Genomic DNA, 13,360 nt, shown 5'->3' on the forward strand with positions numbered 1-13,360 from the left:
GTTCCTCCATCGGTCCTGGCGGAAGCACCCTCTCCGTGACCGGGGGTTGCTGCAGCGTCATCGAGCCAGGTCTCTTAGCTGCTCTGGATGGTCGATCACTACTTTAAAGTGTCGGCGCGTTTAGAGCAAACGTCGCGGCCCAGTCGTGACCATATTCACCCGCCTGCACTCACCGTGGCCAGAGCAAACATCGCGATCGAAGCCGCAGCCGCCCCCACAATGACAGCCACCACGCATAGCGCCCACACACCGACCAGCAGGCTCGCACCAAGGGCCGTGCGGTGGCTTCGCAGCACTTCACACACGTCAACGACGGCGGTGGAAAACGTCGTGAACGCACCGAGGAACCCCACGCCGATCACCGTCCACCAGTGCGGCCATGTCGTCAGAAACGTGAATGCGCCGGCCAGCAGGCATCCGATCACGTTGACCGCCGCGATTCCACATAGTGGACGCAGGAGCTGGGCGCGCGAGCCGGGCACATGTCGACTTATTGACGAGGCAGACGTCGGCGCGTTCAGTCGCCGCGTGATTGCTCCCGACAGCAACCACCGACAGGTGGCCCCACACCCGCCGGCAAGGGCGGTGAGTATCCACATCAGCGCGCTCATGGCCGCGCCTTTTTTCCGAGCCACCAGCCGGCAGCGGCGACACCTACCCCCAGGACAAGCAGGCCGAGGGTAATGGCACTGCCAGCAAGGATTCTGCCCATCGCGCCCGTCGTGGTGTCGAGCGGAGGGCTGTGGACGAATGTGACTGCGCCAAGCATCATGGTCGAATATGTAGTCAGCGCCCCGCACATACCGGTGCCGATCAGAAGGTTGACGCGAGCGCTCAGCCACCGGCCCGAGCCTGCGCAAAAACCGAGGATAAGCGCGCCCGCAAGATTGCACGCAATGGTCGACCACGCCAGCACCAGCGCCGATGAGGCGGGATGTGCCGCCGCAATATGGTCAAGACTTGCGCGGACGAGGGTACCGATCATGCCACCGAGGAACACGCACGCAATGTCAGCCAGGCGTGCGCGCGAAAGTGCAGGCGTGCGCCGCGAATGGGACTGATCATCAGAGTCGGTGTGCGCAAATTCCACACGGTCAGCCTAACGCCACGCGTGCCATCATGCCGGCGCGGTAGGGTGAAGTAACCGAGGTAAGGAAGCCAACCATGACACGCGTTTTTTCCAGACGCCAGGTTCGCATCTGGTTCGTAGAGGCCGCATCAGGAGCACTGGCATTCACGCTTGTGGCCTGCTCACCGGACACGGGCGGCAGCGGCGAAGACTCTGGAGCCTCCAGCCAGTCATCCGCCCCTGCCGCCGAACGATCAGACGGCGCGCAATCCGGTGCGCAATCTGATGAGACAGATGGGGACTCCCTCGCCAATGAGACTGAATTAACGGAAGAGCAGGTGGACGCTGCAGTTGCCGCACCATTGTCTGACGGTCGCACCCTCAAGAACGTTCCCGAGGGTGAGGGCGGTGACGGCGCTGACACCAAGGCGGACCCGACCGGCGCGGCTGAAAGTGATCTGCCACCCGAGGCGATAGAGCCGACTGCGTGCGCGTCGATCCTGTGGCGGCCTCATACTTTCGGAGCTCTGAGCGCCCAATGGCCCCACCGCAGTCTGTATCTTCCGCAGGAAGGCGACGAGCAGGCAGCCGATATGAAGGGGGTTTTCGTTGCTGTCGCACCGTCGGGTGACGAGGCAGCAGAAGCAGCGACTGCCGTTGAGGATCTGGCGGCGCAGTGCTCGCAGTACACGGTCATGATTGGTGGCGGGGCGCCTACGACGCTGGCGTTGTCCAACTGGGATGATGCGGCGATCTCACAGGGATGGGTGCTGGAAACCAGTACGCAGGCTGAGGCGACGGAGCGTGAGGTGACCGTCGGGGCACGCGTTGCCAACGTGCTCATTTCGGTAGGTCCGCAGCCGGCGGATCGTCTCGATGAGGCGAAAGCGCTTGTCAGTCAGATCGCCGGGCAGTTGACGAACCAGTAACGGAGCCTGATGCGTCAGGCTCGGGTCGCCTCGCGCGCGATGCTGTGGATTCGGCTCGTGCCCCGAGTGTGTAGTCGAGGTGAGTCCGCCCCCAATGAAGCCCGCCCTCAATCAAAGGAGAACTATGACTGACATGACGGCAGATTCGACTCCCCTGATGACCGAACGCCTCAGCCTGCGGCCACCACAGGACGCAGACGTTGACGCTGTCTTTAAGATTCACTCGGACCCGCTGACCTACAGACACCGACCGGAGCTCACGATGAAAGACCGTGACGAGGCCGTGGAACTGACGTCCGCGTGGCAACAGGATTGGCGCCAGCACGGCATCGGTTACTTTGTCGTGTTGACTTACGGAGGTGAAACTATCGGTTTCACTGGCGTGCGGCATGCGGTCGAGGGTGACGAGACGGTCCTGAATCTCTACTACCGCTTCGCGTCACAGGCGCAGGGCAAGGGGTACGCGACCGAAGCTGCCAGTGCCGCACTCGAATGGGCACGCGACCGCCACCCACAGCTCCCGATCGTGGCGATTATCGACCCCGCGAACACAGCCTCGGCTCGACTTGCTGAAAAGCTCGGACTGCGCCTGGTCCCCGGTGCCGGGGAGGCGGGAGATCATGAAGTCTACCGGCTCCAAGGCTGAGCGAAAGGGACTGTCCCGCAATGAGGGGTCTGACAGTAGGGCCCGATGGCGTTTGAACGATGGCCTGGGACACCGCTGCAGCGCCCGAATGCGCCTATATAGAGGTACGACAACCAGTCCGCCACCCTAGATATAGGGGCGACACGCCGAAGAATCGCAACACGCCCACTAGATATATGGATTGCGCACCACGCTGGGATTCCATCTATCCACAGGCCCGCCCGGAGTTTAAGCTGTCAGATACAGGCCCGCCGTTCGCTGTCCACAGCCTGTCCACAGCGCGATGCACACCATCACTCAGACACAACATGTAGTGGTCACTTGCACTTGGCGCCACAAGGTGTAGTGTTAATACATCAACGGAGCCACTACGGCTCGGGGTATCAAGAAGGCGCGCAGGACGCGCACCGAACCTGACGATCCCCACCACCTCACAGAGCGCATAGAAGAAAAAGGAGCATCCCATGACCATCACCGTGTACTCGAAGCCGATGTGCGTGCAGTGTGATGCGACCTACCGTGCGCTCGGCAAGCAGGGCCTGGAATACACCTCGATCGACGTGACGCAGGATCCCGAAGCACTCGAATACATTAAGGGACTGGGCTACCAGCAGGCACCCGTTGTGATCGCCGGCGAGGACCACTGGAGCGGCTACCGCCCCGACCGCATCAAAGCTGCTGCGGCAATGGCTGCCGAGGCTGCACCGCTGCGGGTCGCCCAAGCCTGATCAATGCGTGAAGCCCGGCCACCTCGCAGGTGTCGGGCTTTTCCCATGCACAGGTCAGACGCGGAAGGCACGACCGACGGTTCACACCATCCACGGCGCATGCCTCCCTCGGCCCGCAGGCTCACACACTTAACCGGCTCTCACGTCCATATAAGGAGATTCCTCAGTCATGGTGGAGATCGTCTACTTTTCGTCGGCGACGGGGAACACGCGCCGTTTCGTCGAAAAACTGGGCTATCCGGCGCACCGCATCCCTCTTCACCCGCATGATGAATTCCTGCACGTTCACACCGACTTCATTCTGATCACCCCTACCTACGGCGGGGGAAATATCAAAGGAGCTGTGCCCAAACAGGTCATCAAGTTCCTCAACGATGCCACCAATCGCTCATATTGCCGGGGAGTGATCTCTTCAGGCAACACCAATTTCGGACCGGCGTACTGCTTGGCGGGCGATATCATCTCTGCAAAGCTACACGTTCCCCATATGTATAAGTTCGAGCTTCTCGGCACGTCCGAGGATGTCTCCCGAGTCCGCGAAGGATTGAAGGAATTTTGGTCGAAAATCTCACCGACACCGGCCCAGAAGAGTTGAGCACTGACCTCGACTACCATGCGCTGAATGCCCAGCTCAACCTGTATGACGAGAACGGCAAGATTCAGTTCGAAGCGGACCGTCAGGCGGCTCGCCAGTACTTTCTCCAGCACGTCAACAAGAACACCGTGTTCTTCCACGACCTCGAAGAAAAACTCGAGTACCTGGTGCGCGAAGGCTACTACGAGGGCGACGTGCTCGAGCAGTACGAGCCTCAGGACATCAAGGACCTGTACAAGCAGGCCTACGCCTACAAGTTCCGCTTTCAAACGTTCCTGGGCGCATTCAAGTACTACACGTCGTACACGCTGAAAACATTCGACGGCAAACGGTACCTGGAACGCTTCGAGGATCGCGTTGTCATCGTGGCAATGTACCTGGCGCGCGGCGACATCGAACTGGCACGCAAGCTCATCGACGAGATCATGTCAGGACGTTTCCAGCCGGCCACACCCACCTTCCTCAACGCGGGTAAGCGTGCGCGCGGCGAACTGGTCTCCTGCTTCCTGATCCGCGTCGAAGACAACATGGAGTCCATCGCCCGAGGCGTGAACTCCGCTTTGCAGCTGTCCAAGCGTGGTGGCGGCGTGGCACTGTCACTGACGAACCTGCGCGAAGCGGGCGCACCGATCAAACGCATCGAGCATCAGTCCAGCGGTGTTGTTCCCGTGATGAAACTGCTGGAAGATTCGTTCTCCTATGCGAACCAGCTGGGTGCGCGCCAGGGCGCGGGAGCCGTCTACCTGCACGCCCATCACCCGGACATCATGTCCTTCCTGGACACGAAGCGTGAGAACGCGGACGAGAAGATCCGTATCAAGACGCTCTCCCTGGGTGTCGTCATCCCGGATATTACGTTCGAACTCGCGCGCGCCAACGAGGATATGTACCTGTTCAGCCCCTACGACGTCGAACGCGTCTACGGCAAGCCGTTCAGCGAAATTTCCGTGACCGAGAAGTACCGCGAAATGGTCGATGACGGGCGTATCCACAAGAAGAAGATCAACGCCCGCCGCTTCTTCCAGACACTGGCTGAAATCCAGTTCGAATCCGGCTACCCGTACATCGTCTTCGAAGACACCGTCAACCGCGCCAACCCGATCAAGGGCCGCATCACGATGTCGAACCTGTGCTCGGAAATCCTGCAGGTCTCCGAAGCCTCCGAGTTCAACGAAGATCTGACGTATTCGCACGTGGGCAAGGATATTTCGTGTAACCTCGGATCCCTGAACATTGCCAAGACAATGGATTCGCCCAACTTCTCGCAAACCATCGAGACGGCGGTTCGTGGCCTGACAGCAGTGTCCGACCTGTCCAATATCCAGTCCGTGCCCTCCATTGCGCGCGGCAACGCCATGAGCCACGCGATCGGTCTGGGACAGATGAACCTGCACGGATACCTTGCGCGCGAACGCGTGCACTACGGCTCCGAAGAAGCACTCGACTTCACGAACATGTACTTTCTGGCCGTGGCGTTTGAGGCGATCAAGGCGTCGTGCATGATTGCGCGCGAACGCGGTGAAAAGTTCGTCGGCTTTGAAGATTCCGACTACGCCAGTGGCACGTACTTCGACAAGTACATCAACGGCACGTGGGAGCCGACAACAGATAAGTGCCGTGAACTGCTCGCCAAATCCTCGATCCACATTCCGACCCAGGAAGACTGGAAGGCACTGGCAGCGGACGTGGCGAAGTACGGCATGTACAACCAGAACCTGCAGGCCGTTCCTCCCACCGGGTCGATCAGCTACATCAACAACGCGACCTCGTCGATCCACCCGATCGTCTCCAAGATCGAGATCCGCAAGGAAGGCAAGATCGGCCGCGTGTACTACCCGGCGCCCTACATGACCAACGACAACGTTGAGTACTACGAGGATGCCTACGAAATCGGCCCTGAAAAGATCATTGACACCTACGCGGTTGCCACGCAGCACGTTGACCAGGGACTGTCGCTGACACTGTTCTACCCGAACACCGTGACCTCACGTGACGTCAACAAGTCCTACATTCGTGCGTGGCGCAAGGGCATCAAGACCATGTACTACATGCGGATCCGTCAACAGGCTCTGGAAGGCACCGAAGTCGAAGGCTGCGTTTCCTGCATGTTGTAGGCATGCGCCAGGCTTTCAGTTCCTCGGCTCTTTGAGGCATCTGCGGTCGCCCTCGTCGATTTTTCACCTTCGACGAGGGCGACCCATGTTTTACAATGATCGTGAGCCTAAGGAGGTTTGCCGTGCCGATGTATCAATACGCCACCGATGACAATGACTCGAAACGTTTCGCACCTGATGCTGAGACCGATGAGGCCTCATCCGCTTCACAGTCCCACGCCTCCGATACATCAACTACCCGTCAGACCAACGCCGGCCCATACGAGTCAGCCGGCAGTTCCGGGTCCGGAGACTCAGCAGGATCCGCAACGGCTTCACCGTCATCGTGGCAAAGTTCGGCTCCCCGCTACGGCGCACCGGACACGCATCCGCGATCGGGAGGCACGCCCCAGGGCCAGTACTCACCGTGGACGCCTCAGCAGCAAACTGACGGCCCGCAGGGACCTTACTGGAATGAGCATTCCTCCCAGCAGGTCTACACGGAAATTGAGTCGAACGGGCTGGTGGCGCTGATCCTTTCCATCGTCTCGTTCTTCACGCTGGGAATACTGCTGTCGGTGCCGATGTGGATCTGGAGCCAGTCGATGATCAACAAGGGACGCAGGGCAGGTCTGCCGTTTCAGGCGATGTCACGTGCCCGCATTGCGCGCGGTATCTCAATTGCGGTCACCGTCATCTACATCCTGCTCGGTATCGTCTGCGTGGTGCTGGCCATAGTCGTCGCGATGACGGATCCACAGGTTTAGGCATCGACGAGGGGTCCCATGCGCGGCTGGCCTGATATTGCCGCCAGATCGGCCGGTGGTGGCACCCATGCGCGGCTGGCCTGAGACTGCCGCCAAAGCAGCCGATGGTGACAAACCCGGCGCAGCTGACGTTCGTGTCCGGACGCGTGAAGCCGTAGGCTGGGATCATGACTCCTCGACCCCATACTCCTATCCGACGTCGTTCCGGCACCGATCGAGACCTGATTGAACTGCTGCGCCGCCTGGACGGAAAAAGCTACGGCTCCTACAAGTCAGCAACCGGAGACTGGGATTACGGCGACTTTTCCATCGCCATTGACCGCGTCCAGTCCGACCCGTACGCACCGCCATCGGCTGTGCGCGTGATTGCCTCACCACAGACAATGGGGATCCCTGACGACTGCCTGTCCACTCACACCCAACGCGTCGCCAGCGCCGACTTCCTGCTGCGCTCTTTTAGCCACGCGATCCGAAAAATGTCCGGCCAAGGATCCGGAGGGGCCGGTCACGGTTCCCCTGCTCAGGTCGCACGCACCGGGCAGGAAATCCTGGAGCGCTCAGCCTGCACCGTGATGCCTGACCGGGTTGAGCTGCGCTTCCAGGTCCACATGCCGGCACGTGGGCGCACCATTCAGGGGCTGACAGCCGCCCGGATCTTCGACCAGGACGTGCCAGACATCGTGGTGGAAACCTTCGACTTTGTCTCTGACCAGGCCGACCGACACCTCGACGAACTGCATCAACACGTTCACACCTACGAGGACTACCAGGCCCTTCAGCAGGCACTGGTCGACAACAACTGGGTCACATTCGTGGCTGATGATGCGATTCTGGCGCGCAGGTCCGGCGTTTCCGACCTGCCGATGGAGGACGCCGTTCCATTCAGCTCACCGGAATCACTGCGCCGCACAGTGACCTTGCCTCACGCCGGCGAGGTGTCCGGCATGGCGCTCGAGCCGGGCGTGACCGTCATTGTGGGCGGTGGCTATCACGGTAAATCCACCCTGCTCGCCGCGATTCAACGCTCGGTATACGCCCATGTTCCTGCAGATGGCAGGCAATTGGTGGCGACGACGCCCTCGGCAATGAAAGTGCGTGCAGCTGATGGGCGCCCGGTGACGGGCGTAGATGTCTCCGCCTTCATCGCGCATCTGCCGGGCGGTGCGGATACCAGTGACTTTTCCACGCAGAATGCCTCCGGTTCAACCTCCCAGGCCGCAGCCATCGTGGAGGCGGTCGAATTGGGCAGTCCACTGCTCATGCTGGATGAGGACACGTCAGCGACGAACCTGCTGATCCGTGATGCGCGCATGCGTCGCCTTGTTGCGGCCGAACGTGAACCGATCACGCCGCTGGTGGACCGCGTGCGCGCCCTTTTTGATCAGCGCCACGTCTCCACGCTGATGGTCATGGGTGGGTCAGGTGACTACCTCGACATCGCGGACTGCGTGCTGATGATGGACACATATCAGTGCCGGGATGTCACCGACCAGGCTCGTGCGGTGGTGGCGGAGATGCCGCGCGAACGCACAGATGAGGAGGACTTTCCGGTGGGCAGGCCGCGTGTGCTCATGCGGGATCGAGGCAATTCGGGTCGCGGCAAGCCGAAGACCAAGTCGGCGGGCCTCGATACGATCACACTGGACCGACACACCGTGGACGTGTCCGACGTGGAGCAGATTGTGGATGCGGGCCAGACTGAAGCAATCGCGTGGGCGTTGCGCACCGTGCTGGATGACCTCGCAGACGGTGAGCACTCCATCGATCAGGAGCTGGAGCGCCTCGACGAGATGATCGGTGAGCAAAGCCTGGACGTGTTGACGAAGGATCGAGGCAGGCCGTGGCCGGCGTTCCTGGTGCGGCCGCGTCCCATTGACATCGGTGCTGCCGTCAACCGGTATCGCGCTCTAACCATGCGCTGAGCTGGGCGGGTGGTCAGGTCAGCAGTCAGGGCAGGTCAGGTCTTGTGGGTATTGCAGCGCTTCTCGCCATCACCGTCGCCGGAGTGGTGGCCGGTGCGATCAACACGATCATCGGGTCAGGATCACTGGTCACCTACCCGGTGATGGTGCTGCTCGGCGTCCCCCCGATCAGCGCCAATGTGGCGAACACGGTCGGTTTGGCACCCGGCGCAGTGGCCGGCGCCTATTCCTACCGCACATTCATGCACGAGGGAGACTCCGCCGCTGCTGTTTCTGCGCCGTCAGCATTTACTCTGTCGCGCGGCCGCATCGGTGGCCTGTCGCTGTGCGCCGCTGGCGGGGCGCTCATTGGTGCCTGCCTGCTGCTGCGCGTATCTGCCAGCACGTTTACCCTCATCGTGCCGTTCCTTATTGCCCTGGCGACTGTCCTGGTTGCGTGCCAGCCGCGCCTTGCCCGGATGGTGAGCGCACATGATGACGGCTCGGGGGCGCTGCCCGTGTCCTCTGCGCGACTGGGTGTACTGGCTCTGTTGGTGGTGTGCGGCGCAGTGTATGGCGGGTTCTTTTCCGCTGCTCAGGGGATCATTTTCCTGGCGATTCTGGGAGTTTTCCTGCCCGGCAGCATCCATACGCACAACGCTCTGAAGAATCTGCTGCAGGCGATCGTCAACGTTGTCGCAGCGTTGTTCTTCATTGTCGTCGCCATCGCAGTGGCTGCGGGGGCGCAGGATCCGACGCTATCGGTCACTTCACCCCTGTCCGGCACTCTCGATACTCGCACGTGGATCGCTGCTGCCTGCGTGGCGGTCGGATCGCTCATTGGTTCTCCGCTGGGAGCGTGGATCGGTGTGAGGATTCCGGCGCGAGTGCTGCGAATCAGCGTGGTGATCTTCGGCGCGTGCATGGCCGTTCTTATGGCAGTGCGCGCATGCACAATCCCCTAAAAAGTCGCAGTTTTTTGCACAATCCCCTAGCTAAACAACGGACGGGACCACCCTCGACAATCCGAACACCCCGCGACCTGCAGCTTTGAAAACGGGGCAGAAATGCGGCGCGTTAGATCTAGGGGATTGTGCATCCTGAAGGGTCAGATTTAGGGGGTTGTGTACCTTGGGGGCTTAAATCTAGGGGGTTGTGCACCTTGGGGGCTTGAATCTTGGGCATCGTGCACGCGGATGACGCGAGGCTCGGCCTGAGGCAGCACCTCCAGCCCTGGCGCCCGCATCGAACCGGCGCGCTGTCAAGCGTCTACACTGACAGCCATGCACCACTCTTCCGCGCCATCTGACAACAAACAGCACCACGACGCAGGCATCCAGCCGCCGCGAGCGCAGGCTCAGCCACCCGTTCCGCCGCGAGCGCAGTCCCGGCCATTGGATTCGCCACGTTCCTTCCACGGTGATTCCTTCGCAGATCCCTTCCAGTGGTTGCGTTGCGCGGACGACCCTGCAGTCATCGACCTGGTGGAAAAGGAAAACGCGTGGGCCGATCACGTCACGGCTCCGCTGCGCGCGCTGAGCGACACGCTGGTCAGCGAGTTCAAGGCGCACACCGTTGAAACCGATGTCACCGTACCGATCCGCATCGGCCAGTACTGGTATTTCGATCGCACCGAAGAAGGCTCACAGTATGTGTCTCATCAGCGCGTGCCGGTCACCCTCGTCAATGACGAATCGCCAGCGCACGTCGACGCCGCCCCGCTCGTTCCGCCCACGATCCACGCCGACCGTCCCGCTCCGGGTGAGGAAACCGTCATTGATGAGAACGCACAGGCTGCGGGCGAAGAGTTCTTTTCTGTGGGCGAGTGGGCGCCCAGCCCGGACGGTACGCGCGTGGCGTGGCTCAAAGACACAAGCGGAGATGAGCGCTACACGCTGGTGGTCACGGATATTGCCTCCGGGCGCACGGTCGATGAGCAGGTCACGAACGTTGGGTACGGCGTGGCATGGTCAGCTGATTCAGCGTCGGTGCTGTACACGCGGGTCGACGATGCCTGGCGCGCATGCCAGGTGTGGCTGCACGTCGTAGGTGAGGATCCAGCGCACGACCGCCGCCTCCTTGACGAGCCGGATGAGCGTTTCGAAGTCTACTTTGAGCAGGCACGTGACCCGAACTGGGTGGTGATTACGTCGGCTTCGACGTCCACCAGCGAGGTATGGCTGTGGCCGACCCTCCAGCCGCACCACATGCCGGTCAGCGTCACAGGCCGCAGGCCGGGCGTCCTGGTCAGCGCAGAACCGGCCGGCGATCACCTCCTGTTGATCCACACCGCCGACAGTCGCGAAGGCAGCCTCGCCATCGCACCGCTTCCGCAGGTCAGGGACGAGGGAGGCGCTGCCGAATCGGTGGATTATTCGACGTGGCACACGCTGATCGAGGGTGACAGCCAAGGACCGCGCCTGCTGGATGTGGAGGCGTATGAGTCGATGTGCGTGATCTCGATGCGTCGCGATGGCCAGACCTGGCTGGAGTACATGACGCGCACCGCTCCCACCGCGCCCGAAGCTGCCGCTGCGAGTGCGCGTCAGCATCGTCCCGACTACGCGCAAATCTGGTCCGAGCCCCGCGCGGTCCTGCCCGGCGCTCACGATAACGGTGCGGTCCTCACGATGAACACTGTGGGTCAACTGGACTGGCATGACCGGCTGATCCTGGTTGAATGCCAGTCGATCACGCAGCCGCCTCGCACGGTCGCCGTGGATCCTCGTGACGGATCCGCACACGTCCTGCGTGAAAAAGCAGTGCCCGGGTGGGATGCCGAGCAGCGCGCCGGCTATGTGGAAGAGCGCGTGTGGGTCACGGCCCGTGATGGCCACACCCGTATCCCGGTCACACTGGTGCACCGCCGCGACGCTGCGTGCGATGGACGTGCAGCAGGCTGGCTGTACGGCTACGGCTCGTATGAGATTTCCAACGACCCGGAGTTTTCCGTGCTGCGCCTGCCGGCCATTCAGCGAGGCGTCGTGTTCGCCCTCGCTCATATTCGTGGCGGCGGTGAGATGGGGCGCTGGTGGTACGAGGATGGCCGGCGCGAGGTGAAAACCCATACGTTCACCGATTTCATCGACGTGGGGCGCTTCCTTGTCGACGCCGGGTGGGTAGCGCCACACCGCCTGATCGCGGAGGGACGTTCGGCTGGCGGCCTGCTCATGGGTGCGGTGACGAATATGGCACCTGACCTGTTCCGGGTGATCTTGGCCGGTGTGCCGTTCGTTGACGCACTGACCTCGATCCTTGATCCCTCGTTGCCGCTGACGGTCGGTGAATGGGAAGAGTGGGGCAATCCGATTGAAGATCGCGAAATCTACACCGTTATGAAGTCGTATTCGCCGTATGAAAATGTTGCCGACGGCGTGGAGTACCCCGCGATTATGGCCTCCACCAGCATTAACGACACGCGCGTGCTCTTCGGTGAGCCGCTGAAGTGGGTGCAGCGCCTACGCCAGGCCACTGCGGGCAATCCGACAGCGGCGGGCCGTGCATCTGAGCTGGGCAGTGCAGCGGTCACAACCATATTTGCCGGTCAGAGCGACCCGACTGAGCGCCCGATCATCATGCGCACCCAGATGGTTGCCGGACACCGCGGCCCGTCCGGACGCTACGGGCATTGGGCCTCCCGCGCCGAAGAGTTCGCTTTCGCCCTCAGTCAGGTGGGAATCGATGAGTGAATCGTCAGATCCGATCCGCGCTGCCGTCGACGGCTCATCGCTTGGAAATCCAGGACCTGCCGGATGGGCGTGGGTCGTGGACCGTGACCACTGGGATGCCGGTGGCTGGCCGTCAGGAACGAACAACCTGGGCGAGCTGACCGCCGTGTTGGAGCTCCTGCGCGCAACCGACACGGATGAGCTGCGCGGCAGACGCCTGGAAATCCTGGCTGATTCACAGTACGCCATTAACGTCATCACCAAGTGGGCACCGTCGTGGAAGAAGAAGGGGTGGCAGAAAGCCGACAAGAAGCCGATCGCGAACCTCGAGGTCATTCAGGAGATTGACCGGCTCATCGCCTCACGCGATGCACACTTCGCGTGGGTGCGCGGTCACGCCGGACATGACCTCAACGAGCTGGCTGACACTCACGCGCGCGGCGCGGCAGAAGCGTACCGCGATGGTCGAGCCCCCGAGCCGGGCCCGGGTTTCGCATCCGTATCCGGCTCAGGTTTTGAGTCCTCACCAGGTTCTGGTTGTGCATCCCCGATTGACGAGGGTGACCCGCCCGCCGTTGACTCCGCAGCGACGATACGGCGTCGGCAAAAGAGTCTGATCCGCGCGTGGGCCAGCCTCAACGTCAAGGAGCTTGACACGTATGAGGCGGAAGGCGCCCGCATTATTGACCATGAGGGACACGATCGCTTAGAGCTGCGTGATGTCCCGATCCGTCCGGGCGAGTCGTGCCGGGTCAGTCGCATCGAGATCTGCGAAGGCGGCGCGAACATGTGGATCGCTACTTTTACGATTTCAGGCAGCGATGCGACGTGGCCAGGCACAATCCGCATCACTCACGTGTGGGCAGGGTCCAGTGCTGACACGGCGCGCGTCATCTGGCAGCAGTTCACGCCCGTGGTCGACGCCGGCTAAGCCAGGCCGGCATCAGCGCGACGGTGCGCCGGC

The 13,360-nt window shown here is 61.7% G+C and carries 12 protein-coding genes and 1 riboswitch; of the genes, 10 read left to right on the forward strand and 2 right to left on the reverse strand.

Annotated features, from left to right (window positions below; genetic code table 11):
• Positions 1–3: 3 nt before the first annotated feature.
• Positions 4–94: riboswitch (SAM riboswitch) on the reverse strand.
• Between the two features lie 61 nt (positions 95–155).
• Together QP093_RS05040 and QP093_RS05045 are read right to left on the reverse strand one after the other, a co-directional pair.
• Entirely contained in the window at positions 156–611 is a 456-nt protein-coding gene (locus QP093_RS05040) for a fluoride efflux transporter FluC (RefSeq protein WP_092648082.1), read from the reverse strand.
• The gene (locus tag QP093_RS05045; protein ID WP_285015239.1) at positions 608–1,090 is read right to left on the reverse strand and encodes a fluoride efflux transporter FluC; all 483 of its coding nucleotides are present in this window, start codon (positions 1,088–1,090) and stop codon (positions 608–610) included. Before QP093_RS05045 ends, QP093_RS05040 begins: the two co-directional genes overlap by 4 nt.
• A gap of 74 nt (positions 1,091–1,164) precedes the next feature.
• Here QP093_RS05045 and QP093_RS05050 point away from each other — a divergent pair, with 74 nt between their 5' ends.
• The 10 genes from QP093_RS05050 (at position 1,165) to QP093_RS05095 (ending at position 13,327) form a co-directional block, all read left to right on the forward strand.
• Positions 1,165–1,998, forward strand: coding sequence for a hypothetical protein (locus QP093_RS05050; protein WP_285015241.1), 834 nt, complete (start codon positions 1,165–1,167; stop codon positions 1,996–1,998).
• 124 nt (positions 1,999–2,122) lie between these two features.
• The gene (locus QP093_RS05055; protein ID WP_285015245.1) at positions 2,123–2,644 is read left to right on the forward strand and encodes a GNAT family N-acetyltransferase; all 522 of its coding nucleotides are present in this window, start codon (positions 2,123–2,125) and stop codon (positions 2,642–2,644) included.
• A gap of 464 nt (positions 2,645–3,108) precedes the next feature.
• Complete coding sequence (gene nrdH / locus QP093_RS05060) at positions 3,109–3,372, forward strand: glutaredoxin-like protein NrdH (protein ID WP_058237674.1); 264 nt, start codon at positions 3,109–3,111, stop codon at positions 3,370–3,372.
• 169 nt (positions 3,373–3,541) lie between these two features.
• Positions 3,542–3,967, forward strand: coding sequence for a class Ib ribonucleoside-diphosphate reductase assembly flavoprotein NrdI (gene nrdI / locus QP093_RS05065; RefSeq protein ID WP_058237673.1), 426 nt, complete (start codon positions 3,542–3,544; stop codon positions 3,965–3,967).
• Positions 3,928–6,081 carry a class 1b ribonucleoside-diphosphate reductase subunit alpha gene (gene nrdE, locus QP093_RS05070; RefSeq protein ID WP_058237672.1) on the forward strand — a complete coding sequence of 718 codons (2,154 nt, stop codon included), beginning with the start codon at positions 3,928–3,930 and terminating at the stop codon, positions 6,079–6,081. Before nrdI ends, nrdE begins: the two co-directional genes overlap by 40 nt.
• Before the next feature lie 122 nt (positions 6,082–6,203).
• Entirely contained in the window at positions 6,204–6,827 is a 624-nt protein-coding gene (locus QP093_RS05075) for a hypothetical protein (RefSeq protein WP_285015250.1), read from the forward strand.
• Positions 6,828–6,994: 167 nt separating this feature from the next.
• Positions 6,995–8,749, forward strand: a complete 1,755-nt coding sequence (locus QP093_RS05080; RefSeq protein WP_285015252.1) for an ABC-ATPase domain-containing protein — start codon at positions 6,995–6,997, stop codon at positions 8,747–8,749.
• 44 nt (positions 8,750–8,793) lie between these two features.
• Positions 8,794–9,693, forward strand: a complete 900-nt coding sequence (locus tag QP093_RS05085) for a sulfite exporter TauE/SafE family protein (RefSeq protein ID WP_285015255.1) — start codon at positions 8,794–8,796, stop codon at positions 9,691–9,693.
• A gap of 318 nt (positions 9,694–10,011) precedes the next feature.
• On the forward strand, positions 10,012–12,417 hold the full coding sequence (locus tag QP093_RS05090) for a S9 family peptidase (protein WP_285015257.1): 2,406 nt from the start codon (positions 10,012–10,014) through the stop codon (positions 12,415–12,417).
• Entirely contained in the window at positions 12,410–13,327 is a 918-nt protein-coding gene (locus tag QP093_RS05095) for a ribonuclease H family protein (protein ID WP_285015260.1), read from the forward strand. The genes QP093_RS05090 and QP093_RS05095 overlap by 8 nt, the downstream gene beginning before the upstream one ends.
• The last annotated feature ends 33 nt before the right edge of the window (positions 13,328–13,360 follow it).

The organism is Pauljensenia sp. UMB10120 (genome assembly GCF_030212035.1).
GTDB classification, from domain to species: Bacteria; Actinomycetota; Actinomycetes; order Actinomycetales; family Actinomycetaceae; genus Pauljensenia; species Pauljensenia radingae_A.